Below are 26137 nucleotides of genomic sequence, written 5' to 3'. Positions count from 1 at the left end.
ATATAGGAATCGACATTGGAACGGGTACGATAGGAGTGCATTCGGCTATGACGACGGGACATCTCTTCTCCCAATTAATCGAGAACACAATTTCTCACTATTTGTATTCCCATGCGAACAATCAGACCGTATCCTCCATCCACTTCAACGAGTGGAGGATTCTTCCTTATACCGTCATCGTAAGCCCGCTCGTAGGAGAATGCTACTGCGAATACGAGACGAACGAGATCGTAACGGCCGGAAGCGGCAACACGCTAATCGTGCCGCCCTACGTGAAACACAAGTACAGAATGGATATCGGCAAAGTCCATTACGCGCACATTCACTACACTTTTTTGCAAAATATCGATATTTTGTCGCTGTTCAATGTGCCGTCCATCGTCACAGGAGCGGATAGCGAGCTCATCTCGCAATGGGTGAGAAAGCTGTCCGAATCGTCGGAAAGCGGCTCGTCGGATAAAATCTCCATCAAATCCATCATTCACGCCAAAGCTCTGGCGCTTGAGTTGTTGGTCGCGATTCTCGACGCCTCGAAAATCAAACGGGAGAGCATTGATTTCTTTATACATTTTACGAAAATCGCCGGCGTTCTCGAATACATCGACCAGAACATCGACAAGCCGATTACCCGCGAGGAATTGGCCAGCTTGCTGTCGGTTTCGCCTACCCGTTTCCATTACATTTTCAACGACATCATGAAAACTTCCCCGATTCTGTACGTGAACAAAATCCGGCTGCAGAAGGCGCAAACGCTGCTTGCGTCTACCGATCTGTCTATCGGCGAAGTCGCATTGAAAGCCGGTTACCCGGACATCCATCATTTCAGCAAGCAATTCAAAAAATGGGTCGGAGTCTCTCCGTCCAAATATAAAGAAAATTCACGCGCTTCCTTCCTTCATATCGAATAGCACTGGAGCCGACGGCTCCTCTCCTTCCTCCCCTCTACCTGCCGACAACGCCATTCTAATGGACAATTCCCCCTCGCTGAAATGGAACATCCGATTCAAGTTTTGTATATTTCTCATGCGCTTTGTGCTTTCGTACCATGCATTTGTCATCTTGTACTGGAAGCACAAAGAGGCAACCCTTGGAGATTAATTTATTCCAGTCGGGCAAACTAATATCGTCCAGTTACAAACTTTCGCCCCCTTTATATAATCGGATTTGCAAACGCTCACATGAAATAAGGGAGGCTACAACGTGAAAAAAACATTAAAGCTTATGGCCGTGTCGACGCTTGTCCCGGCTTTGATTGCCGGCTGCTCCAGCGGCAGCGGAAACAGCTCCGGATCCAAGAACGATGGCGAGCAAGGCAGCGTTAGAAAAGTAAAGCTGTCCATCATGCTCCCCCTGGCCGGCCGCTTTAAGGACCAGTTCGACGGGTATTTGAAGCAGTTCGCGGCGAAAGAGCTCGCGGAGAAAAACATCGAGGTTTCGTACAACCTTGAGCTGCCATCCGATGAAAACCTTCTTCCGACAAGGCTCGCCAGCGGGGATGCTCCCGACATCTACTCCTTTAACTTCGCGACCAAAGGGGCAGATTTCGTCAAAGGCGGCTACGCAGCGGACCTATCAAACGAACCGTTCGTCGCCAAGCTGACGGACAGTATGCGCGAAGCTTCCAAAATCGATGGAAAAATATACGGCGTGCCGATGGAGAGCTTCTCTTGGAGCTACTTGTACAACAAAGATATTTTCGAAGCGAACAACGTGACGCCTCCGCAGACGCTGTCCGAATTGAAAGCGCTCGCCGAAAAGCTGAAAGGCAATAACGTAACGCCGTTCGTCCTCGCTTACAAAGACAGCTTCGTTGCCGGCTGGCCGTTCTTCCTCAGCATGCAGTCGATCGTCAACACGAAGCTGCCGACGTGGTGGGACGATATGACTACGGACAAAGCTTCCTTCAAGGATTTGAAGGATAACGGGCTGTTCGACGTAGTTGATGTGATCAACGCCAACGGCAACTCCAATGCTCTGGAGCTGAGCGCCGAAGACGGTATTGCCGACTTCGCGAACGGCAAAGCCGCGATGTTCGTAACCGGCCCATGGTATTCCGACAGCATTCTGAAAGTTAATCCAAACTTCAACCTGGGACTCGGCGCGCTGCCGATCAACGACGATCCGCAATCGACCAAAGTCGTCATCGCCATCACGACCACGCTGACCGCTTACCCGGATGGCCCGAACAAGGACGTGGCACTCGACTTCCTGAACTATATTCTTGACGATCAGGACTCTTCCGCTTTCTTCGAAAGCTTGAAATTCAACAAAGTCGCGACGAACCAAACGATCAAATCCTTCCCTTGGGACGAGGACGCGCAAAATATCGTCGACGCCGGTCAAGGTTTCCTCGGCTTGACGCTTCCGGTCGCAGCCGATCAGGACAAGGACAAGCTGGCCCAGGCCTACTACGCCAAATCCATTTCGCAAGACCAGTACGTCGATTCCGTTAACAAAACGTGGAAAAAATCAGTAGGAGCCGGTAAGTAACTTCAAGAGCAACATAACGAAAAAACGGTGATGGACTTCCGATTACCGTTTTTTCATTCCTGACAGGCGGTGACAATCGTGTCATATAAATCAAAACCTTGGCTTTCATTATTGGCTTTTTCCGCTCCGGCGCTTCTGTTCTATGCTATCTTCCTCGTCTATCCGACGATCGGCGGATTCTACTACAGCTTGACCGATTGGAACGGGTTGTACAAGGACTATAAGTTCGTCGGCATCAGCAATTATATTCAAGCTCTTACTTCCGATCCGCAGTTTATCCATTCGCTGCTGTATACGTTAAAATACGTGGTCGTCATCGTGATTTTGCAAAATGCGATCGCGCTGTGCTTGGCATTGTTAATCGAAAGCCGCACCAAATCCAAAACGTTATTCCGCACGCTTATATTCATGCCGAATATGGTCAGTATTTATATCAGTACCCTCATGTGGGCGTTCATTTTCTCCCGAGTCGCCCCGAAGCTGGCGGAATACACCCTTCTCAGCTTTCTCGATCAGGGCTGGGTTAGTACGCCGAATATGGCGTTCCTCTCAACCGTGATCGTGACCGTCTGGCAAGGCGCTGGATATCTGATGATTATCTATATCGCCGCACTGCAAGGCGTGCCGAAAGATTTGAAAGAAGCCGCCACGATCGACGGAGCTTCCACGTTCCGCCGGTTCTATCACATCATTCTCCCTCTGGTGATGCCGGCGATAACGATATGCGTGTTCCTGACGCTCAACAGCTCGTTCAAAATTTTCGAGGTCGTCTACGCCTTGACCGGCGGCGGTCCCGGCTACAGCACGGAAGTCATCGCGCTTAACGTCTATCAGGAAGGCTTTGCAAGAGACCGCCAGTTCGGATATGCAACGGCCAAAGCGATGATTCTGTTCTTTATGATCATTATCATCACGTTCGTACAAGTTACGGTATTTAAGAAGAAAGAGGTGGAAGCTTAATGAAATCCAACCGCCTCCTGACCATCGTCGTGCTAGCCATCTTGATTGCCGTAACGGTGTTTTTCATGTTCCCAATCGTGCTGGCCGTCTTCAACTCGTTCAAGACGCAAGGCGAAATGTTCAAATCGGTGCTTAGCTTGCCAACCAAGATCCATTGGGAAAATTACAAGCATGTTCTGACTGAAATTCATCTCATGAACAACCTGTACAATACGACCGTCATTACCGTCATTTCCGTTGTCGGGATTATCTCCTGCGGCTCTCTCGCCGGTTACAAAATTTCCCGTACGCCCGGCAAGCTAAGCCAACTGCTCTTTTTCCTGTTTTTCTCGTCTATGCTCGTTCCGTTCTACGCGATCATGTTCTCGTTAATCAAAGTCGCCAAAACGTTCCACGTCCAAAGCTCCGTCTACGGATTGCCGATGATCTATATCGGGCTTGGCGTCAACTTCGCCGTCTTCCTCTATCACGGATTCGTGAAATCCATTCCGAGGGAGCTCGAGGAATCCGCCCATATGGACGGCTGCGGTCAGCTTAAAACGTTTACGCATATTATTTTTCCGCTTCTGCTGCCGATCACGGTGACGATCGCTATTCTGAACGTCCTGTGGATCTGGAACGATTTCATGCTTCCGCTGATTATGCTAACCAAATATGAAAGCTATACGCTCATTCTGGCGGCCAGCGTATTCTTCGGGCAGTATTCGACGGAATGGTCTTATATTCTCAGCATTCTCGTGTTGACTTCCTTGCCGGTCGTCGTGCTGTACTTGTTCTTCCAGCGCTTCATCGTCCAAGGAATCGCCGAAGGCGCGGTTAAGGGCTAATCTCATCCGTCGCCTTGCAATAGGCTGCGCAAAATGGCAAAATTACGTTTTACGAAACAAGGAGGGAGCGAAAGGGCGATGATTCGATCGCTCCCTTTTTCGTCACGGGGGTGGCATTCGACAGATGAGCAATCGCATCAAAAATAAGCTGATCTCTTCTAGCATCCGGTTCATCGAATATTTCTCCAGCAGCATTAAGAAGAAGCTTCTGCTTATGATGATGCTGATTACGTGTGTCCCCGTCATTGCCATCACGGCGGTAGCGATATCCGAATCGAGAAAAAATCTAGAAGCGGAAATTCGCACGACCAATCAATCCAGTATCATCTGGTCCGGGCAGTTTATTGACGAGAAGCTGAAGCTGCTGGACAATCTCATGTTTTCCGTCATGGCCGACTTGACGATTACGCGTTATTTGGAAGGTGCGCTTGATTCCGATATGGAACCGAGCTACATCGTTCAGTCCTATATCCTTAACAAGCTCAATTCCGTGTACTTGCCGAATTTGAATCTGTTCGATCAGATCAGTGTATTCAGCAGCCGTGAAAATAAAAGCTATACGATGATTAACGGGGAAAGCCGGATCATCGCCCATTCGTCCCATGCGCTGCCATTGCCGTGGGATCGCTTAGGAAATCTTAAACTTGCCTATTATATGGAGGATCAGCAGTCCCCCCATTTTCATATGTATCGCACGATGTTCAAATTCATCGATCGTTCCATCCTCGGCGGCATATCGATTCACGTCAACTGGAGTATGCTCGACCCGATTCTGCAATCGGTAAAAAGCGAGGAGAACAGCCTTATTTTCATCATGGATCGGGAAGGCCGCGCCGTGCATGGGCTTCCGGGCGCCGATTACGACAGCCTCGCACTTCAGGACATTCACGCCGCGCTGTCCTCCGGGTCAGGCGAGGCCTTTTTCAAAACGAAATCGTACTATGTGTTCCAGCAGGCGGTCGGGGACGGCTCCATGTTTCTGGTCAAAGCCATTCCTACGAGCGCCGTTCTCGAAAGCAATCGCCGCACGCTCTGGTTCAGCGTTAGCCTCGGGATCGGGCTGCTGATCTTCTCTCTGGCCGCTTCGATTCTGCTCGCGAATAAAGCGACGAATCCGATCTTGAAGCTGGCTCGCGCCATCTCCTTTACCGCAGAGTCCAATCATGACGAATATATCGAGACGAAGCGAAACGACGAGATCGGGCTGCTGGAGCAAAAATACTCGGAAATGATACGCGCTCGCTACCGCATTTATATCGAGAAACGAAATGCCCAGTTTAAGGCTCTGCAGGCGCAGATCAACCCGCATTTCCTTCATAATACGCTGCAAAGTCTCGGGGCGATGGCCGTCGCCAGAAACGTGCCCGAAGTCTATCAGATTATCCAGACAATCAGCAGCAACTTTCGATATACGATGACTACGGGGGACGATTTTGTCACGCTGATGCAGGAAATCGAGCACGTAGACAATTATCTGACGATCCAGAATTTCCGATTCAAGGACAAAATCGAAAAGCATTTTCAGATTGACGAAAGTGCGAAGACTGCTTTGCTGCCTATACTTATTTTACAACCTATTGTGGAGAACGCTTTCGAGCATGGATTCCAGCATACGAAAGCACCATGGATCATCAAGATCGACGCCGTCAGGGAAGCGGATATCGTCCGGATCTCCATTATGGATAACGGCATCGGCATTCCTCCCGAGCGACTAGCGGAAATCAACGAAAGCCTGTTGTCGGACCCAGGTGACGTTATCACATTCACGAATAGTATGGCACTGCGAAACATTAACGCCCGGATCGGCATCCACTTCGGAGAGCCCTACGGTCTTACGCTACAAAACCATCCGGGGGGCCGCGGAACCCTTGTGACGATTACGCTCCCTTACATCCCATCCAACAAATGAGGTCATGCCCCATGTTTACGCTCATCGTCATAGAGGACGAGTATTGGACGCGAGAATTGATCAAGCAGTTCGTTCATGATTCGAATCTGGGCATCCAGATCATCGGCGAGGAAGAAAACGGCGAGGACGGCTTCTCGCTCATTCGCGAACGCAAGCCCGATATCGTCATTACAGACATGAACATGCCCCATATGAACGGCGTCGAATTGCTGAAGAAGCTGGAACAGCATCATCCCGAGATCAAATTGATCGTTCTCAGCGGGCATGACGATTTCGTCTACACGAAACAAGCGATCCGTTCGGGGGTTATCGAATATTTGCTCAAGCCGCTCGATAAGGAAAGCTTGAAGCAGGCTCTGCTGGCTTGCCTCGTTCGAATTACGAAAGAACGAACCGGGCGGGCCGCAAGCTCGATCATCGTGCTTCCATCCGATGTCCTGAATATTGTCGTGCAGCATAAGCGAAACGTCCGCACATTCGTGAACCTTGGGAATTCGGATGCGATTCGGCAAGCTTTGACCGAGTGCTTCGAACAGTTGAAATCGAAAATCGAGGAAAACTCATACCAATGGTGGCGAATCTACCAGGAATTCCTCAAGGAATTGGAGGAATGCATGTCGCTGGCTGGCACGGAGATGAAGGAAGCCTTCGAGGACGATCGCCTGCTGCATGGGGAACAAGCCAGGCCTATGACCGGCGCGGAGGCTCACGAGAAACTTACGACCTTGTACGACATCGCGCTTGGCCACATCGACGCGCTCCGCAAAGCCAAGAAAAAAATCGATCTCAAAGAAATTCAGCAATACATCAACGTTCATTATAAAGAACCGATCTCGCTGGAGAAACTCGCTGTGCGATTTTACGTGAGCAAGGAATACTTGAGCAAGGCTTACAAAAGCCAGATCGGCGAAAATATTATGGACAACATTACCCGGTTGCGTATGGAAGCCGCAAAGGAAGCCATACTGGACGGCAGGCTTCCGATCAATCATATTGCGACTTCGGTAGGGTACAGCGACGCCTCGTACTTTCACAAGGTTTTTAAGAAGTATTACGGCATGTCTCCCCTGGCGCTGCGGGAGAAATGAGTATGTTATTCTCGGAGAGCATTTTCGGTTAAAGGCCGCCCCTGCCGGGCGGCCTTCGACCGATTACTTCCACCACGTATCAAATGGCGTGACTGGAAGCTCTCGTTTATGTTTACTCACTTCATAACGATGTTCAATATTTGCTTGTGCTTCTGTAGAGACTGCATTCCCCGTAAGATAAGCATCCAACTCTTGATATCCAAGACCAAGTTCCATTTCATCAGCTTGTTGCGGCTTATTGTCGAGCAAATCTGCCGTTGGAACTTTCATGTATAAAGCTTTAGGAGCACCTAGCTTTTTCAGCAACGCACTACCCTGCTCCTTCGTTAGTCCCGACAAAGGCATAATATCCGCTCCACCATCACCAAACTTTGTATAAAATCCCGTTACCGCCTCTGCCGCATGATCAGATCCAACTACTAAGCATTGTAATTTTCCTGCAACTGCGTATTGAGCTACCATACGCATTCTCGCCTTTACATTTCCCTTGTGATAATCCTGCAATGGGTTCCCTAGGCTTTCTTCATATGTTTCGGCAAACGCATTCACTGCTTTTTGCACATTAATAGTAAACACTTTGTCAGGATTGATAAACGCCAAAGCTCGCTGTGCATCATCTTCGTCTTGTTGTGTGCCATACGGGAGACGTATCGCAATAAACGAAGCATCATAACCTTCTGCACGAAGTTCCTCTGCCGCTTTTTGCGAGAGGTATCCAGCAAGTGTTGAATCTTGACCACCGCTAATGCCAAGCACAAACCCTTTTGCCCCCGACTTTTTGCAGTATGCTTTCAGAAAATGGATCCGATTTTGGATTTCGAGTGTTATATCAATAACAGGCTTAACGTTCAGTGTTTCGATAATTTCATTTTGCTTGCTCATTTACTTACACACACCTTTAGAGATTTTGATAAAGCTGATGTTCTTTAATATAGTCGTAACAACAATCGGGCATTAAATACCTGGGTTCGCCACCTCGCATAAACTCATCGCGAATGTACCTGGAGCTGATCTCCATTGCCAACCCTTTGTCGATAAGGTGAAAAGTTTGACCGTCATCTGCATTTCGAAGGATCGGGGATTTGCTAATTGCAGAAAGCATATTAATTCCGTCTCTTGCCATTACAATAAACTTGTTCTCACGAATTAACTCGTCAGCTTTTTGCCATTTCCCTTCCCCAATATCAACAAGCAAGTCTGCTCCCATGATGAAGTAAATGTCATCATCAGGATATCTCTCTTTGAAATGCTTGAGTGTTTTATATGTTGCAATCTCCCAACCGAGCTGATGCATCTCATAATCATCAACGACAAACTTTTCGTTTCCGGCAATCGCCATTTGAAGCATGTTTAAGCGATGTTCGTCTGATATATTCATCTGTTTATCTTGCCGCTTACTCGAACAAGGCAAGAAAATCACCTTGTCCAGTTTGCAACGATGAGCGATTGTGCTTGCCGTCCACAAGTGAACAATTGTAATCGGATCAAACGAAGAGCCATAAATTCCGATTTTAGCCACTTAGAATCATCCCCCTATGCCTCGATTGCTTCTGCAACTTTTTCTCGAATCTCTGCAATGCGTTCCATTTTGTTATCCCAGCATTTCTGGCTAAGATTCACTGGGTATTCTGCCGGATTTAGCGTTCTTCGATATTCTTCCCACAAGACATTCAAGTTTTCTTTTACAAAAGCACGAATGTCGTGAAGAGTCGGAAGCTTATAAACAAGTTCTCCATCTATAAAAATAGGTTGATGAAGCTCTCTTGCTTCGAAGTTCGTTACAAACTTCGCGATATAGGTATGAACAGGGTGGAACATATGAAGACGCTCGTCTTTCTCAGGCTCTTCATGTTCAAGTGCAATATAATCGCCCTCGGACTTATTGTTCGTCTTGTTAATGATGCGAAAAACACGCTTGCGTCCCGGAGTCGATATTTTTTCAGGATTCGAACTGATCTTTATGGTATCAACCATCTCGCCATTTTCGTCTTCAATCGAAATCAATTTATAAACGGCACCCAAAGCAGGCTGATCGTAAGCCGTAATAAGCTTTGTGCCAATCCCCCATACATCAATCTTTGCCCCTTGTGCTTTCAGGTTCAAGATCGTTTGTTCGTCTAGATCATTCGAGGCATAGATTTTTGTGTTCTTAAACCCTGCGTCATCGAGCATTTTCCGAGCTTCCTTCGAAAGATACGCAAGATCTCCGCTATCGAGACGAATGCCATTAAAGTTGATTCGATCCCCAAATTCCTTAGCCACTTTGATTGCTGTCGGTACACCCGATTTCAATGTGTCGTAGGTATCCACGAGAAATACACAATCCTTGTGTGTCTCTGCGTATTTGCGGAAAGCTTGGTATTCATCACGATAGGCTTGAACCATTGCATGAGCATGTGTACCGGATACCGGAATGCCAAACAATTTTCCCGCCCGTACATTCGAAGTTGCTTCAAAACCAGCTAGGTAAGCGGCTCTTGTTCCCCAAATAGCGGCATCCATTTCTTGTGCCCGCCTTGTTCCAAACTCCATCGTCTTATCATCGCCAACAACTTGCTTAATTCGCGATGCTTTCGTGGCGATTAGGGTTTGGAAGTTAACAATATTCAGGATTGCCGTTTCAATAAGCTGGGCTTCGGCAAGCGGAGCTTCGATACGCATAATCGGTTCATTCGCAAAAACCAACTCTCCCTCTTTCATCGAGAGGAGTTTCCCCGAAAAACGAAGCGACTTCAGATATTGTAAGTATTGTTCGCTGTATCCTTCTTCTTGCAAAAAAACTAGATCGCTTTCGGAAAAACGAAAATCCTTCAGATAGCGGATGACGCGTTCAAGTCCCGCGAATACGGCATAGCCATTTTGGAAGGGCAATTTGCGGAAATAAACTTCAAAAATTGCCTTGCGATTATGCATGTTATCTTGCCAGTAGGCTTGTGTCATGTTGATCTGATATTTATCAGTATGCAGTGCAAAGCTGTCATCGGAATGATTCAATAATGGAAGATCGATCTTTTTCATCTTAGTTCTCCCCCTGTTTGACAACGGTCGCTCCGAGCGTACCTTTGAAGTGTCTGAGTGCCCACACATGACCTTCGGCATCAAAGCTTGCAACTGCATCTTCATGAATGACTATCTCAAAGCCTTTGTTATAAGCATCGACTGCGGTATGAAGTACGCAAATGTCGGTGCAAACACCTATAAGGTGAAGCTCAGTAATGCCTCTTGCCCGAAGTTGAAGTTCCAAATCCGTTCCAGCAAATGCACTGTATCTTGTTTTATCCATCCAGTAGACGTTCTTTGCGTCCTTATTCGCTTGATACAGCCCCTCTAGTTGACCGAAAAGCTTGCGACCATCAGTTTCTTCAATATTGTGTGGCGGGAACAGCTTTGTTTCAGGATGGAACGGATCTCTTTCCTTGTGAATGTCGATTGCGAAGACCACGAAATCACCGTTTTGAATAAACTCTTTTGTAATTTCAACATTTCTTCCTTCAACAGCCTGCCCTGGTATTCCACAGGTCAACTTCCCATTCGTTGCAACAAAATCTACTGTGTAATCAATATTAATGAGTGCTTTTTTCTTTTCCATATTGCATTCCTCCTTTTATTTTTAACTATTGCACAATTGTTAATTGTTACGAGTAAAAAAATCAGATTTGCTCATCCATCACTCAAAGAACATTGTTATTGTTAAATTTTGGCGTGGTAAATGGATTTGTTTAATTCTATATCGATGAATCTGTATAGTTTTGTCGGTCTTTTCGAAGTACGGGTAGTCTTCTTCCCTTCGACTTCTTGGATGAACGGCAAAGACTTAATCTTTCTTGCAAATGCCGCTTCTAACGCAATTGCGGAATCATCCGTGACCGTTAGAAGAACCGCTTGAAGCTCAGAGTAAGTAAATTCTTCTGGCAAAAATTCCTTAGCCACTGTCGTTTCAAGTAGCTTTTGCCGGATTACGTTGATTGCATCGGTGATCATTTTTGCATGATCAAAGGCGAGATCCAGATTCATAACCTCTTTTACAGAGAACAGTTGAACGTCTGCGGCATCATCATTTGCTTGTCGCTTCGAGAGTTTGTGCTCTGGCACAATCGCAAAGTGTGCATTAGTGATAATCCACCCCCTCGGATCACGTCCTGGTTTATCATACACACCATAATGTTCGAGATGAATGTCCTCTACGCCCGTTTCTTCGTACAGTTCACGCTTTGCACTTTCGAATGCAGTTTCGTTTGGATCAACGAATCCACCAGGCAGTGCCCACTTTCCTGCCTCGATATTTGGCTTCCCCTCACTGTTAAGTTTGCTCCGTTGGATAAGCATAATCTTGAGATCGAGCACAGGTGGCTTAAATTCTTTTGATTCAACCGGCAGTATCGTGAAAACAGCAATATCCGACGTATAACCATCTGGTGTTCTGTATTTCTTTACGTCATATTGCTCTATTGCTTCCTTGTTAGACACTGTGCAACCCCCTTTCTATTAACATTTAACATTTTGTTAATTGAACATTATCATAAGTATATTCGAAAATCAACCATCTTTTTCCATGGTTCGCTAAAAAATACGACCGCCTTCGTTCTATATGCAAAAAAAGCGGTTGCCGCTCAACGAGCAACAACCACTTCTTCTATAGCCTTTCTAAACGCTGAAGACAGATTTTTTGATCAATATCCTTTGACTTATGGGAGTAGTGTTTTTTGTTGTCAAAAGCCACATATTCTATTCCTTCACAGTAAGAAAGATCGCCGTCGATTACATTGGTTTTAGAGAATACCAGAAACTTCAACTTGGGCAGATTTTTCACAAAACTCAAGTTTGGAATCGAACCACTATCAATTAATGAAAGTTTCTCTAAATTTTTTAACCGATGTAAAAAATCAAAATTAATCTTTTTACATGATTCGATTCGGAGCACCTTCAAAGTATCAGCTAGCTCTGTTAGTTGATTGACATCTTCAAGCTTGCTCATGTAATTTAATTCGACCTGTTTCAAGTTATTTAAACGATTACAACCGTCTAATGTTACAAGTGAACTTTGTGTTATTGCCATTGAATTTAAATTTGTAAGGCCTGACAATTCTTCGAGATTATTTTTCTTATACTTCCATATACGTAATTCCTTTAACTGCTTACACTTCTCCAAATTAAGTACGTATTTATTCACATCGATAGCCATTTCTTCCACACACTTCATACGTAAGAGATCAATTGGCCCTGTGATGTCGCCTAGCAAAAGTACCTTAACACTTTCGCTTGATCTGTATAATCCATCAAAATTTGATATCGCTGCTCCAATATTTATAGTTTCAATGTTCTGTACTCTTTTTAGGCAGTCAACATTATCCAGATAATAGTATCCGGAATTAAAATAAATCGATCTTATATCATTCTGATTGATGTAATTGACATAATCGTCAATTCTTTGATCTTCTATAATAATGACATTTCTATTTAGAGGGCCTGAAGCAAATATGAATCCATCCCGGTCATTATTCAAGGTCATCTTCTCCTTTGTTTTTCTTGTTCATAAAGATATCTCGCTCCAGGGCTATTAATTTTGTTGTAATTTTAACTACTCCGTGGCCCTCCAAAACATACGACTGGTTGGTCCTAGTTTTAGACCCAGCCCCAGCTATCTTTCCGTTTTATTGCTTTTCCGATATTTGGATGGTGGAATGCCGACAATATCGCTAAAAGTCGAAGAAAAATAATGCTGATCCGCAAAATTCAGCTTGACGGAGATTTCGTTGATGGTGAGATGAGTATTTAGCAAATAATGCTTGGCAAGTTCGACTTTGTGCTTTCTGAAATAAGCATAAGGAGTAATCCCGTACGTTTCCCGAAACAGCTTGATGATATGGTTTTTTGAATATCCGAGCTGGATGCAAACATCGTCCATATCCAGCTTGTTTTCAATGTTTACGTCCAGGCATAATTTGATCTGCTCCGCAGCGGAGAGCACTTTGTGCTCCAAATGGTTTTTTAGATGCAAAACGATCTTGAGCAGCATAACCGAGACTTCGTCGATCAATTCGGAATAACTCTTATTGCTGGCCGACGAGATGTTGATGATTTCATTCATATAAGAAAGAATGCTGCAGTCCTTTACGATATACGTATCCGCAGGTAGGTACTGCTTGAATAAATATTCGGCAAATTCCCCGTAAAAAACAACCCAGATTTTAGTCCACGGATGATCTTCGCTGGAATAATACACGTGATCGCTGTCTCGAGTCAAAATGTAGACGTCATTTTTTTGAGGGTATACGGTTTGGGAGTTAATCTCCAGAACGCCACTGCCATCGATGATGTACTCGAACGAAAACAGGTTCTGTCCATGCCGCTCGATCCGGTAATTTTTGTCGCAATAAGAGATGCCCGACATGACGACATTTAATGGATACTTGGAATCGCACATCTGCCAAAAGTTATATACTTCTTCACGCATGATGATAATCCTCACATTTGTGATTATATTCTCTATTATTATAGCCCAATTAAAATGATAAATTAAACCATAAGCGATACATCAGTTTTTTGCATCATACTCAATCCAGGGCGAAAACAGGAGGAATTGAAATGAATTTGCGGGCTCCAGCTGTTCCACTTATTACTGTAGATCCTTATTTTTCAGTATGGTCGATGGACAATCGTCTGAATGATTCGGACACCAAGCATTGGACGGGCAAACCTCACCGGATGACCGGCATTGCTTCGGTAGATGGCAATGAGTATCTATTTATGGGCGATACGCCAAACAGCTTGAAAATGGAACAAACCAGCCTGGACATCACTGCACTCTCAACCGCCTACCGTTTCGTATGTGACGAGATTCAATTAGAAGTGACATTCACGACTCCCCTTCTGATGGATGATTTGAACCTGTTGTCCAGACCCGTATCTTATATTCATTCGAAAGTCCGGTCCAATGACGGGAAAAACCATAGCGTGACGATTACCATAACGGTGGATGACGAGTTATGCCAAAATTTGAAATACGAGTTTCCGACCGAATATGCCGATCTTAGCCAACCGGGCTTTACCTGCGGCAGGGTCGGCAGTAAAATCCAGAACGTATTATCCGCAGCCGGTGATGATATAAGAATCAATTGGGGATACCTATATCTCGCTTCAAATCATAATCAGGCCGTTGTTTCATCCTCAGCTGGTACGAATAATTATGGCACCCTAAACCATACGGTGTCGCTGTCGATCGCGCTGGATACGGAACATAATTCGGACGGACTGTTTGCCGTCGCTTATGACGATATCAAGTCGATAGAATATTTTCACGAGCCTCTGAATGCTTATTGGAAAAAAGACGGCCAAACCATCGAGGAAGCGATTCGGCAAGCACTGAGCGAATATGATCGTCTTTTCAAGAAATGCGAACTCTTTTCGTCCAAGCTGTATCAGGATGCCAAAGAATCAGGCAATGAGAAATACGCGGAGCTGTTATCCCTTGCCTACCGGCAGGCTATAGCTGCTCATAAAGTTTGTGTGGATCCCAACGGAGATGTGCTGTTTATTTCCAAGGAGAATTTCAGTAACGGTTGCGCCGCCACTGTTGACGTAACCTACCCTTCCATCCCGCAATTTTTGATTTATAACCCCGAGCTTGTAAAAGGGATGCTAAGACCGATTTTCAAATATGCCTCCATGGATGTTTGGCATTTCGATTTTGCTCCGCACGATGTCGGGACCTATCCGCTTCTTAACGGACAGGTTTATAGCAAAGGGACATGCCCTGATTGGCAGATGCCGGTAGAAGAATGCGGGAATATGCTGATCTGTTGCGCGGCAGTCGCGCTTGCGGAAAATGACATTTCTTTCGCTCAGGCGAATTGGAGCCATCTCGAAAAATGGTGCAATTACCTTATCGATAACGGCGTTGATCCAGATAACCAGTTATGTACGGACGATTTCGCGGGGCATCTGGCCCATAACTGCAATTTGTCGATTAAAGCCATTATGGGAATCGCCAGTTTCTCCCTTCTGAACCGCTTAGCCGGAAATGAGGACAAAGCAGAGGAACTGATGAAAATCGCCGGTTCCATGGTTGAGAAATGGCTGGTTATGGCCGCAAATGAAGACGGAACTTTCCGTCTGGCATTCGATCGTCCCGGTTCCTTTAGCATGAAATACAATGCGGTATGGGATCAAATTTTCGGTCTGAATTTATTCCCTAAAGATACTTTCAAGGCGGAGACGAAAGCTTATATCGAGAAGCATTCCGGCCCTTACGGCCTTATGCTGGATAATCGCAACACCTATACCAAATCGGACTGGCTGGTGTGGAGCGCAACGCTCTGCGATAACAAGGAAGATTTCACGACCATCGTAGATCGCCTGTGGATTGCGTATAACGAGTCGGAAAGCCGTGTTCCGATGACGGATTTTTATTCAACGACCACTGCAAAAATACTAGAATTCCAAAACAGATCCGTTCAGGGCGGGCTATTCATTAAACTGCTTATTGACAAGGGAATTAATTGCTATCAAAAGTGAATAACGTGAATTGTTGACAAAAAAAGCACGCCTCCCGACGGATTGCCGTAATCCATTGGGGGGCGTGCTTTTCGCGTATCGACGATTCTTTCTCTAGGCCAGATTGATCTCCTTGATTTTTGCCATCTCGATCTTAGGCGTCCGATCCTCGTACAGCAGCCCATTCACTTCCTGCTGTACATCGGTGACTTGCGTATAGCAGAAACCGCATATATATTCGGTGCTCTTAATCGCCTGCGTAATATTACGGAAGCGCTCAAGAAATGCCTCCTCCGAAGCAACCTGATTTCCATATCCCCAGCCGGATTCTGACTGAAATGCGATGCCTCCGAACTCGCTGATAATAATCGGCTGTCCCCTATATCCGTAGCCTTGCGCCATTGCATATTTCCAATTCATGTGCGAGATTTCGTTGCTCGTAATTGCATCCTTGTTCTCGTAGCGAATGGCGAATTTGTCACCGGACTCCTCGTAATCATGCAGCGTAATAATGTCCGAGATCGTATGCTCCCAGCCGTCGTTTACGACGACCGGACGGTACGGGTCGAAAGATTTCGTCAAATGATAGATGGCTTCCGTGAAGCTCTGCTGCTTGCGGTTTGTGAATACGTTGGCAATTCCCCAGGATTCGTTGAATGGCACCCACGTAATGATGCACGGGTGATTGTAATGCTGCTCAACGATATCCTGCCATTCCCGTGTAAAGCGATTGATCGCAAGATCGTTGAACTCATAGGTCGCAGCCATCTCGGACCATACCAGCAAGCCTTTCACATCGCACCAATACAGGAATCGAGCGTCTTCGATTTTTTGGTGCTTGCGTACGCCGTTATATCCCATCGCCAGTATTTTATCGATATCTTCGATGATGGCTTCTTCCGATGGCGGAGTCAAATGGCTGTCCGTCCAGTAGCCTTGATCCAGAATCAGACGTTGATAGATTTGTAAGTTATTCAATAATACTTTGCCCTTCTGGATGGACACTTTCCGAAGACCGAAATAGGAATGCACGCGATCGATCGTCCCGTTTCCGTCGTTTAGAATGAATTCGACCTCATACAGCTTCGGATTTTCCGGACTCCAGGTTTGAATCCGCCACTCCGGCGTTTCGCTGATCAGATCGACGGTAAGCGACAAAGCCGAACGGTCGACCGTTATCCCGGTTTCTTTAATGAGCTGCCCATCCAGCGTGATCTTCGTTGTCAAATAATAGTTTCCGTTGTGCTGGACCCCTTGAGGCGAAAGTCCGCCGACGCGGTAATCGAAACGCACGGCGTTTGCATCCAGATCCGGGGTGATTTTCGCCGACTGAACGTATTGCTCGCTGACATATTCCAGCCAAACGGTCTGCCATATTCCCGTCGTCTGTACGTACCAGCAGGCGAAGTTGTCCTTTCTCCAACGTTGCTTCCCTCGAGGCTGCGTACAATCTTCGCTGTCCTCCGCCTTCACGACGAGAAGGTTATCTCCGTCCACAAGATAAGGAGTGATGTCGAAGGAGAACGCGGAATAGCCGCCCTCGTGACTGCCGATATAAGATCCGTTAACCCACACTTTAGCCGTGTAATCGACGGCTTGGAAGTGCAGCAGCGTTCGCTTGTCGCGCTGCTCGGCCGGAATCGAAAAATGGCGCTGGTACCATACGTACGGATGAAAGCTCGTATCTTCGATGCCGCTTGCTTTCGTCTCGTAGACAAATGGTACCTGAATTGCAAGATCGGCCTCGAACTTCCGATACCATTGCTCGGCTTCCCCCCGGTTCTTGTCATCAAATCGGAAATTCCATTCTCCGTTCAAATTTTGCCAGTCCTCGCGAACGAATTGCGGTCTTGGATAATCAGGTCTATACATGGTTAACGACATGGCATTACCTCTCCTTTGCTTCTCTTGTTTGTTTTAGTTCAATGAAGCCCATGCTGCGTCGATATCTTGAATGAGATCATCGGGGTCTTCCAATCCGACATAAACGCGAACGACAACTTTTTCGTCGGAAGACTGATCCGGTTGAACTCTATTTACCGTAATCAGACTCTCATAACCGCCCCAGCTGACCCCGATCTTAAATAAGCCCAGACGGTTCGCGAATTCCTTCAACTTCTCGGGCGGTTCATTCGATTCGAAAGAAAATAAGCTGCTGTACCCCGTCAGCTGGCGGCGCGCCAAATCGTATTGCGGATGAAACGGCAAACCGGGATGATTGACGCGCGTGACATAAGGCTGGTTGCTAAGATGCATAGCAACCCGAAGACCGCTGCTCTCGTGTCTTTCCATTCGGAGCGGCAGCGTACGCAGCCCTCTCATGACCGCAGCCGCCGTATGCGCCGTCATTACTCCGCCAAAAAGCATATATTCCGTGCGCGATAAACGATCCATCCAACGGTTGGAACCGATTACGACGCCGCCGATACAATCACTATGTCCGGACAAATATTTTGAAATCGAATGAATGACAAGATCGACCCCCATAGCAAGCGGCTGCTGAAAGCATGGGGTCGCCCATGTACCGTCGATAATCGTTGCCGCGCCGATTTGCTTGGCCAACTCCGTGCAGGCGGGAATATCCTGCAACTCGAACATCATTGTTGTCGGGCTTTCTAAATAGAACAGCTTCGTGTTTGGCCGTACCGCATTTCGCCAATTTTCCAGCAAGCTGCCGTCCACGAATGTCGTTTCAATGCCGAAGCGCTGCAAGTATGAGCCGAGAAATTCGCGTGTAGGTCCATAGGCTTGATTCACGCAAACAATATGGTCGCCTTGCGCCACGATGGACAGTACCGCAGCCGAAATCGCACCCATGCCGGAGGCGAAGCATTTGGCACTCTCGCCGCCTTCGAGTTCCGAAATTTTCTCTTCAAGATACCGGACGGTTGGATTGTTGCCCCGCGAGTAAATGTGATGCTCTCTTCCTGCATCCGCCATGGCCCTATCGAATGCTTCATGGGTCTCGAACGCAAACAGGCTGTTCTGATATAAAGGAAAATTGATTGCTCCGTGATGCCTTGTATCATATTCGTCTGCAGCTACAGCGGTATATAGCGTTTTCCTCTTTTCTATTACGCTCATATGCCACACTCCTTCTCTCCACCAATGCATCAAATGCGCTTAAGCTCAACCTTTAATGCCTGTAAATGTAATTCCTTTGACAATGTATTTCTGGAAGAATATAAACACGATAATAATCGGAACGGATGCGTATGCATTTACGGTCATCGGCAGCGTTTCGTCCTGATTGTACGAGCTCATGAAGAAAGGAATGCCGATCGGTAACGTATATAGCTCTTCCGTCTGAATGGACAAAAAGGGCCACAGAAAGTCGTTCCACGTTCCCAGAAAAGAAAAAATAAACAATGCAGCCATAACAGGCTTGGACAAGGGAAGAAAAATGTTCCACCAGGTTTTAAACAGGCCGCAGCCGTCGATTTTGGCCGCATCCACCAATTCGTTCGGAATGCCGTCATAGAACTGTCTGATAATGACGACACCGAGAGGACCTGCCAGCGCCGGCAATATCAAGGCGTAGTAGGAATCCAATATATCCAATCCATTAGCGACCATATATAACGAAACGATTGTTGCTTCGCCCGGCAGCATCATCCCGCTCAGAATGACCCAGAATACGATTTTCTTGTAGCTGAAATTGATTTTCGACAAGGCGTAGGCAGCCAGTGACGCATTGATTAAGCTAAGGATAGGCACGACCATCGAAACGAATAAACTGTTCATCGTCCACCTGACGATCGGTGCACTTTCAAAAATATACTGATAGTTCTCAAAAGTGAACGGCGGCAAAAACCTTCTGCCGATCTCGCCGATCACCGACCCTTCCGGCTTGAGGGAAGTGACGACCATCCACAATATCGGAACAATACAGATGATGGCCAGACTAAACGCGACGATATAAAGTAGAAGAACGGGCAAGCTAAGCTTTCTACTGGCATGTTCAGGCATGCATCATTCCCCCTGATCACTTTTTCGATTGAAAAATTTAAATTGCAAGAAGGACAAAACAATCAGCATGACAAAGAACATAAAAGACATGGCCGTAGATAATCCCAGCTCGTTCGATCTAAACCCGGTTTCATAAATATATTGAATTATCGTTCTTGTTTCGTTGGCAGGTCCGCCTTTCGTGACGAGAAAGACTTGACCGAACACCTTCGAAGATGCGATCACCGTCAGAACCGTGATGAGTATCAATAATTGCCGCATTGCCGGCAAGGTGATATAAACCAGTCTCTTCCAGGCGTTAGCGCCATCTATCGTTGCAGCTTCATATTGATCAGTCGGAATGTCTTGAAGTCCGGTCAGAAACATAATCATATTAAAGCCCTGTGTCCACCACGTTGTGATCAATACGAGGGAAATCCAGGCGAGTTTCGGCTCGTCCAGCCAAAATAATTCCTGCTCTTGGCCCAATATACCGATCTCACGCAATAGGGTATTGAGTAAACCATCCGATCGAAGAATAAAGATCCAGACAAAACTGATGACCGCAACAGACAAAATGTTAGGCATGAAATAAACCGTTCGCAGAAATGTTCGTCCTTTAAGCTTGGCGTCCAGAATGAGCGAGAGCGCAAACGGAACCAATATAAGCAATGGAGTCGACAAAAGCACGAAATATCCGGTATGCCCCAAAGATGCCCAGAAATCCGGGTCCTTGATCGCGTACAGGTAATTATCCAAGCCCGCAAATCCTTGTTTCCCAGCTAACGTCCACTTATGAAAACTGACATACAATCCATAAAAAATAGGAACAATCGAAAAAACGATAAAGAAAGCAAAGTAAGGGGTTAAAAAAATCGCAGCAACCCCATTATGATTGCCCTTCCTCCTTTGGTTCTGCGGCGCCTTATTCATAATATTCCTCCAATAACGTCATGATGGAGTTACGTCATGTAACTCCATCATGAACCGCATTAGTTTACCTGCTCAGGAGTTTTTCCATGCTCTTGACCGCGTTGTCCAATCCTTGATCAACCGACGATCGTCCTTGCCATATTCCTTCAAGCGCTTGAACCAACTGATCTTTGATCGGCCACATCTTCGGTGTCTGCGGCAAGTATGCCCCGTCGGTAGCAGCCTGCAAATAATCCTGACGAAGCGGCATTTCCTTGAACGCATCGGAATTGATTGCCGCTGTTGTCGTCGGAATATGACCTGCTTGGGACCAAATAGCCGCATGATCGGTTACCCATTTCGCAAATTCGATTGCGGCGTTAATCTTATTCTGATCCTCGCCTTTCTTTTGCTTAGGCAGCACGAATGTATGGGAATCAATCCAGGTAGCAGGTTTGTCATAGATTTGTGGCACTGGCATCGCACCGAATTCCAGATCTTTTGTCGTTTCGAATGAACTGGTGGACCATACGCCATCTAGCAAAAGCGCCACCTTGCCTGCTTGGAACTCTTCCGAGCTGTTTTCCTGGTTTTTCCGAACGATACCATCTTTGAATAGTCCGTTCAAGAATTCGGCAGCTTTTTTTCCCTGTTCGTTGTTTATCATCACTTTTGTGCCGGATGCGTCAAGCATTTCCGGTCCGTTCAACTGGTTGTACAAAGCCCACCAGAGCCTGTACGGCGTTTCTCCTTTTGAATTCAGACCCAGATTGGAGACACCTTTGGGAGCTCCTTCTTTTATCTTTTTCAAGAAATTCACGAAACCGTCAGGTCCAGGCTCAATGGCCGGCTTATCGTCAACGAGCAAGTTTAAATCTCGCAAAATTTTCTTATTATAGTAAAAAATAAGCGGATGCGCATCCAACGGGATCGCATAATGAACGTCATTGAAAATCGTAGAACTCAGAATGTTCTGATTAAAACTGCTCCAATCCACGCCGTTTGCATCGGCAGCTGCATCCATCGGTACAACGACACCCGCTTCCACCAATTCCGACAATTTGGAAGCATGTGAAATCGCTAGATCGGGAGCAGTACCCCCAGCGACTGCGGTTTGCAATTTGGTATAGAATTGGCCCCAATCCTGGGTCATCGCCTTCACTTCGATTTTCCCTTTATGCTCCTCATTGAATTTCTTGACAATCTCGGTCATAATGGCGCCGTCTCCACCGCCGAACATATTCCAGAAAGTAATCGAAACTTTTTCGCCATCGTTTTTGGATGCGCTCTCATTTTGTTGACTTCCACTTGGCTGACTTTCGCTGGGCTTGTTCTCATTCGAGTTGGAGGTGCTTGAGCAAGCGCTTACAATTGATGTAATCAAAAATACGCAACTCAATAAAGCTAGATACCGCTTGATACCTTTCATATGAAATCCCCCTTTAATCCGACTCCTCGGACCTGTTTTCAGACAGTAAGCCTGTCTGATAGGTATAGGTTAAAACAGCCCTTTTCTTTTGTCAACAAAAATTTAGTTGCGTGCTTCGGACCATACCGCGCCCGAAGCAACCCTGTTATAGTACCGACTTAATCGATTCTTCTACGCAATCCATATGCTTATTCAATTCGACCAACGCCTTGTCCGGATCGTTCGCAGCGATTGCATCAAACATGGTCAAGTGAAAAGGATACGTTGCGTCAAATAAATGTTTATTGCCAAGCGGTTCGTGGAAAAACTTTTTGGTAAGGACGGATATCGACTCCATCATCCCTTCCAGAATAGGATTCGAAGCCACCTTAATAATCTGGCGGTGAAAAGCAAAGTCGACCTCCGAAGTTTCCAAGCCGCTTTCCTTCATTCTGCGGTACTCCGTTACACACGCCGCCAATTCTTCTAATTGGGCAGGCGTAATCCGCTTGGCCGCCAGCTCAATCGCTTTGCCTTCCAGCGCGCGCCGAACGTCGAGAACGCAAAGCAGAAACCGTTTCTCGTTCTCTACTTTTATTTTCCCGGAAAACCGAAAAATATCGACATCGCGAACAAATATGCCTTTTCCGTTTTCCACCCGGACGATTTCAATCGCTTCCAGGTAACGCAACGCTTCTCGCAAAGAAGAACGTCCGACACCGAACATTCGCGTCAGCTCATCTACGGACGGAAGCTTATCGCCTGCTTTTAGCTTGCTCTCTTGGATATAATTTTGAATTTCTTGGGATACAAGTTCATGAACGTGAACTTTCTGTATTTTTTTCATCGGGCATCCCTTTCCACCTATTTACCTATCGGATAGGGAAATCATAATCCAATAATCCTAATTTGTCTATCCGTGCTGCCGTCAACGAGGCAAGCTAGATTTCGGACTTGAAAACGATTCCAAATTGATATACATTTAACCTATCAGACAGGCTGTCTGCATTATAGTGGGGAGGCGTCATATCGTATATGCATCCAAATCACAATCGAAACTTATCGGGAAACCCGATTTTTCCCGGCTGCTACGCCGATCCGGAAGCCAGAATATTTGAAAACCGCTATTGGATTTACCCAACCTATTCGGCTCCCTATGACGATCAACTCTTTTTTGACGCATTCTGGTCGGAAGATCTTATGAATTGGCACAAAGCCGAGCGTATCATGGAGCGGAAGAACATCTCTTGGGCGCAGCGCGCGATGTGGGCACCTTCTCCCATTGAGCGTAACGGCAAGTATTATTACTATTTTGCAGCTAACGATATTCAGAGCAATGAGGAGCTCGGTGGAATCGGTGTTGCCGTATCCGATCGACCGGAAGGTCCTTTCAAGGATGCCCTTGGCAAACCACTAATCGCTCAAATTTATAACGGCGCCCAGCCGATCGATCCTCACGTCTTTATTGATAACGACGATACCGCTTATCTTTATTACGGTGGGTGGGGCCATTGCAACGTCGTCAAGCTGAATGACGACATGATCAGCCTAAAACCCTTCGAGGACGGCCAGATTTATAAGGAGATCACGCCCAACGGTTTTGTTGAAGGCCCCTGCATGATCAAAAGAAACGGTATCTATTATTTCATGTGGGCTGAGGGAGGCTGGGGCGGACCCGAATACTCCGTCGCATATGGAGCAGCCTTATCTCCGTTGGGTCCGTTCGATCGGGAAAGAAAAATTCTACAACAAAACCCTGCCATCGGCGTCGGGGCCGGACATCACGGAGTCATCCAAATTCCCGACACAGACGAATGGTATATGGTATATCACAGAAGGCCCGTGTCCGAAACCGATCCCAATTATCGCGTAATTTGTATCGACCGGATGTATTTTGAGGAGGATCGCATTCGACCGGTAGAGCTCACTTTCGAAGGCGTCCCTCGCCGGCCGCTGCAAACATCAGATTAAGAAAAAGACCTTAACCTCCACGTTACAGTGGAATTCGAGGTCCTTTCGGTAGTCATCTTACCCTGTCGCTCTTCCAGCTCAGTATCTGATCTTGCAAATCAAATTGGCTGCGGACGGGCGTTCCTTCGGTTTGAATACGGACATATTTGCCGCTTGGCATCAACTGTCTCGTCTTGACGTTATCTCCCCACTGCAGAAGTAAGTAACGAATTGCGAGCTCCCGCAACCGGACGTCGTAGATGGGGCACATCAGCTCAACACGGCGTGTTAAATTACGCGACATCCAATCGGCACTGGACAGCCAGACCTGGGGATCGCCTCCATTTTCAAAATAAAAGACGCGTGAATGCTCCAAAAACCGATCCACGATGCTTCGCACCGTGATATTTTCACTTAACCCAGGCACACCTGGGCGCAGCACGCATATGCCGCGAATCATGAGATCGATCTGGACACCGGCAAGCGAGGCTTCATAGAGCTTGTCAACCATATCGCCATGCGATAGCGAGTTCATCTTGGCGACGATTCTCGCCGGCCGGCCTGCCTCGGCATGGGCCATCTCTCGCTCGATGTACTCGAAGAGCGCCGGCTTAAGATGAGAAGGAGCTACGCAGAGAGCCTTCCAATCATGGGGCGTCGAATAACCGGTTATCTCGTTGAATAATGCGGTCACGTCCTCCCCGATCCGGGGATGCGAGGTGAATAAACCGATATCCGTATACAGCTTGGAGGTGCTATCGTTATAATTTCCGGTACCGATATGGACGTACCGTTGCAGCGAACTTTCCTCCTGGCGAATAATCAGCGCTACCTTAGCATGGGTTTTCAGCCCGACCAAGCCGTAAATGACATGACAGCCGGCTTGCTCCAACTTCTTGGCCCAGGCGATGTTGCGTTCCTCATCAAACCGCGCCTTCAGCTCCAGCACTACCGTCACCTGTTTTCCCGCCTCGGCGGCGCGGGCGAGCGAACGCACGATCACGGAATCGCCGCTTACCCGGTACAGCGTCATCTTGATGGCCATCACCGCCGGATCATTTGCCGCATCGGCAATAAAGTCGTTAACCGCTTCAAACGATTCGTAGGGATGAAAAACAAGGACATCGCGCTGCCGGATCACCTTAAACAAATCTTCGGACTCCATGAACTCCGGCGGATAAACCGGCTCGGCTTTCGGGTAACGCAGCGTGTCTTGCCCCGGAAGGGATGACGATAATTTCATCAGGAAGCTTAAATCGATCGGCCCATCTATGGTGATCAAGTTGCCGCTTCCCAGCTCAAATTCCTCCATGATCAACTTTAACGCTTCAGGGTGAAAGCCCTGCTCGATTTCAAGTCGAATCGGGGTACCCCAGCGGCGTCGGTGAAGCTCCTTTTCCATTTCCTCAAGCAGATCCTCGGCTCCTTCCTCATCAATGGTCAGATCTGCATTGCGAGTCAATCGAAACACATCAACGGCAACAGGCGTGTAGTCGCTGAACAACTTGGAAAGTCCGCGTTTGATCAGCTCTTCAAGCAACATATAGGCCGTCCTGCGATCGCCTGCAGGAGATTCGAGCCTGATCAATCGGTCAAGGTTCGATGGAACCTGCAGGATGGCGAAGTACAGCTCTTCATCCTCGGGATCTATGTCATGTTTTAACAGGATGGATAAATATAGATTTTGGCTATGCACGAGCGCAAAGGGGCGGGACTGGTCGATGGCCATCGGGGTGAGCAGGGGGAATACTTTCTCATAATAATAAGCCTCCATCGCCTGCTGCTGGTCTTGATCGAGCTCATCGAACGTACGGAAAATAACGCCCTGCTGCTCCAGTTCCTTGCAACAGCGCCTGTATGTACGGTATTGATCAGCCACCAGGTTCTCGGTCCTTTTCATGATTCGGCACAGCAGACCGCCCGGCGTATAACCGGTGAAGTCCTTTCTGGTGATACCGGCTTTAGCCTGATCCATCAAGGCCGCGGCGCGGACGCTCATGAATTCATCCAGATTGGTGGCAACGATCGCCAAAAACTTGATCCGCTCCAATAATGGATTACGGTCGTCCTCCGCCTCTTCCAGCACACGCCGATTAAAAGCAAGCCAGCTGAGCTCCCGATTCATATAGGTGAAATACATAAACGATTTCCC

General features: G+C 46.9%; 22 protein-coding genes. 8 read left to right on the top strand and 14 right to left on the bottom strand.

Going from position 1 to position 26137, the window contains the following annotated elements; translation table 11 throughout:
• The first annotated feature begins 47 nt into the window (after positions 1-47).
• From FPZ45_RS01055 to FPZ45_RS01030, 6 genes are all read left to right on the top strand, one after another.
• Positions 48-908, top strand: a complete 861-nt coding sequence (locus FPZ45_RS01055) for a helix-turn-helix transcriptional regulator (RefSeq protein WP_144697490.1) — start codon at positions 48-50, stop codon at positions 906-908.
• A gap of 292 nt (positions 909-1200) precedes the next feature.
• Positions 1201-2490, top strand: a complete 1290-nt coding sequence (locus FPZ45_RS01050) for an ABC transporter substrate-binding protein (protein WP_144697486.1) — start codon at positions 1201-1203, stop codon at positions 2488-2490.
• Positions 2491-2568: 78 nt separating this feature from the next.
• Complete coding sequence (locus tag FPZ45_RS01045) at positions 2569-3450, top strand: carbohydrate ABC transporter permease (RefSeq protein WP_144697483.1); 882 nt, start codon at positions 2569-2571, stop codon at positions 3448-3450.
• On the top strand, positions 3450-4277 hold the full coding sequence (locus FPZ45_RS01040; RefSeq protein WP_144697480.1) for a carbohydrate ABC transporter permease: 828 nt from the start codon (positions 3450-3452) through the stop codon (positions 4275-4277). Before FPZ45_RS01045 ends, FPZ45_RS01040 begins: the two co-directional genes overlap by 1 nt.
• Positions 4278-4401: 124 nt before the next feature.
• Positions 4402-6186: a sensor histidine kinase gene (locus FPZ45_RS01035; protein WP_144697477.1), complete on the top strand. Its 1785-nt coding sequence runs from the start codon at positions 4402-4404 to the stop codon at positions 6184-6186.
• An 11-nt stretch (positions 6187-6197) separates the two neighbouring features.
• Complete coding sequence (locus FPZ45_RS01030) at positions 6198-7274, top strand: response regulator transcription factor (RefSeq protein WP_186438174.1); 1077 nt, start codon at positions 6198-6200, stop codon at positions 7272-7274.
• A gap of 63 nt (positions 7275-7337) precedes the next feature.
• Here FPZ45_RS01030 and nadE read toward each other — a convergent pair whose 3' ends face one another.
• From nadE to FPZ45_RS00995, 7 genes are all read right to left on the bottom strand, one after another.
• Entirely contained in the window at positions 7338-8156 is an 819-nt protein-coding gene (gene nadE, locus FPZ45_RS01025; protein WP_144697471.1) for an ammonia-dependent NAD(+) synthetase, read from the bottom strand.
• A gap of 16 nt (positions 8157-8172) precedes the next feature.
• The gene (gene nadD, locus FPZ45_RS01020; protein WP_144697468.1) at positions 8173-8793 is read right to left on the bottom strand and encodes a nicotinate (nicotinamide) nucleotide adenylyltransferase; all 621 of its coding nucleotides are present in this window, start codon (positions 8791-8793) and stop codon (positions 8173-8175) included.
• Between the two features lie 14 nt (positions 8794-8807).
• Positions 8808-10292, bottom strand: a complete 1485-nt coding sequence (locus FPZ45_RS01015) for a nicotinate phosphoribosyltransferase (RefSeq protein WP_186438173.1) — start codon at positions 10290-10292, stop codon at positions 8808-8810.
• A gap of 1 nt (position 10293) precedes the next feature.
• The gene (locus tag FPZ45_RS01010) at positions 10294-10863 is read right to left on the bottom strand and encodes a cysteine hydrolase family protein (protein ID WP_144697465.1); all 570 of its coding nucleotides are present in this window, start codon (positions 10861-10863) and stop codon (positions 10294-10296) included.
• Positions 10864-10964: 101 nt separating this feature from the next.
• Positions 10965-11741: an NUDIX hydrolase gene (locus FPZ45_RS01005; protein WP_144697462.1), complete on the bottom strand. Its 777-nt coding sequence runs from the start codon at positions 11739-11741 to the stop codon at positions 10965-10967.
• Between the two features lie 166 nt (positions 11742-11907).
• Positions 11908-12777 (bottom strand): leucine-rich repeat domain-containing protein, encoded by an 870-nt coding sequence (locus FPZ45_RS01000; RefSeq protein WP_144697459.1) that lies wholly within the window; start codon positions 12775-12777, stop codon positions 11908-11910.
• A gap of 135 nt (positions 12778-12912) precedes the next feature.
• Positions 12913-13728: an AraC family transcriptional regulator gene (locus tag FPZ45_RS00995; RefSeq protein ID WP_144697454.1), complete on the bottom strand. Its 816-nt coding sequence runs from the start codon at positions 13726-13728 to the stop codon at positions 12913-12915.
• 89 nt (positions 13729-13817) lie between these two features.
• On the opposite strand from FPZ45_RS00995, the gene FPZ45_RS00990 reads away from it, so the two are divergent.
• Positions 13818-15788 (top strand): glutaminase domain-containing protein, encoded by a 1971-nt coding sequence (locus FPZ45_RS00990; RefSeq protein ID WP_281284869.1) that lies wholly within the window; start codon positions 13818-13820, stop codon positions 15786-15788.
• Between the two features lie 93 nt (positions 15789-15881).
• Here FPZ45_RS00990 and FPZ45_RS00985 read toward each other — a convergent pair whose 3' ends face one another.
• The 6 genes from FPZ45_RS00985 to FPZ45_RS00960 all read right to left on the bottom strand — a co-directional run bounded on the left by FPZ45_RS00985 (position 15882) and on the right by FPZ45_RS00960 (position 22882).
• Positions 15882-17651, bottom strand: a complete 1770-nt coding sequence (locus FPZ45_RS00985) for a glycoside hydrolase family 2 protein (RefSeq protein WP_144697451.1) — start codon at positions 17649-17651, stop codon at positions 15882-15884.
• A gap of 33 nt (positions 17652-17684) precedes the next feature.
• Entirely contained in the window at positions 17685-18851 is a 1167-nt protein-coding gene (locus FPZ45_RS00980) for a trans-sulfuration enzyme family protein (RefSeq protein ID WP_144697448.1), read from the bottom strand.
• Positions 18852-18896: 45 nt separating this feature from the next.
• A complete protein-coding gene (locus FPZ45_RS00975) occupies positions 18897-19736 on the bottom strand; it encodes a carbohydrate ABC transporter permease (RefSeq protein ID WP_144697445.1) in 840 nt (279 codons plus the stop codon).
• Between the two features lie 3 nt (positions 19737-19739).
• Positions 19740-20648, bottom strand: coding sequence for a carbohydrate ABC transporter permease (locus FPZ45_RS00970; RefSeq protein ID WP_144697442.1), 909 nt, complete (start codon positions 20646-20648; stop codon positions 19740-19742).
• Between the two features lie 64 nt (positions 20649-20712).
• Positions 20713-21840: an ABC transporter substrate-binding protein gene (locus FPZ45_RS00965; RefSeq protein ID WP_186438172.1), complete on the bottom strand. Its 1128-nt coding sequence runs from the start codon at positions 21838-21840 to the stop codon at positions 20713-20715.
• Positions 21841-22201: 361 nt separating this feature from the next.
• Positions 22202-22882, bottom strand: a complete 681-nt coding sequence (locus FPZ45_RS00960) for a FadR/GntR family transcriptional regulator (protein ID WP_144697436.1) — start codon at positions 22880-22882, stop codon at positions 22202-22204.
• 188 nt (positions 22883-23070) lie between these two features.
• Between FPZ45_RS00960 and FPZ45_RS00955 the strand changes: the two genes are divergently transcribed.
• Positions 23071-24006: a glycoside hydrolase family 43 protein gene (locus tag FPZ45_RS00955; protein ID WP_144697433.1), complete on the top strand. Its 936-nt coding sequence runs from the start codon at positions 23071-23073 to the stop codon at positions 24004-24006.
• A 52-nt stretch (positions 24007-24058) separates the two neighbouring features.
• Here the strand turns inward: FPZ45_RS00955 and ppk1 are convergent, their stop codons facing one another.
• Positions 24059-26125 carry a polyphosphate kinase 1 gene (gene ppk1 / locus FPZ45_RS00950; RefSeq protein WP_144697430.1) on the bottom strand — a complete coding sequence of 689 codons (2067 nt, stop codon included), beginning with the start codon at positions 26123-26125 and terminating at the stop codon, positions 24059-24061.
• Positions 26126-26137 lie beyond the last annotated feature (12 nt).

Source organism: Cohnella terricola, assembly GCF_007786475.1.
In the GTDB taxonomy this organism is placed as follows: Bacteria; Bacillota; Bacilli; order Paenibacillales; family Paenibacillaceae; genus Cohnella; species Cohnella terricola.
Note: the sequence above shows the minus strand (reverse complement) of the source record. Positions and strands in the feature narration are given on the sequence as shown.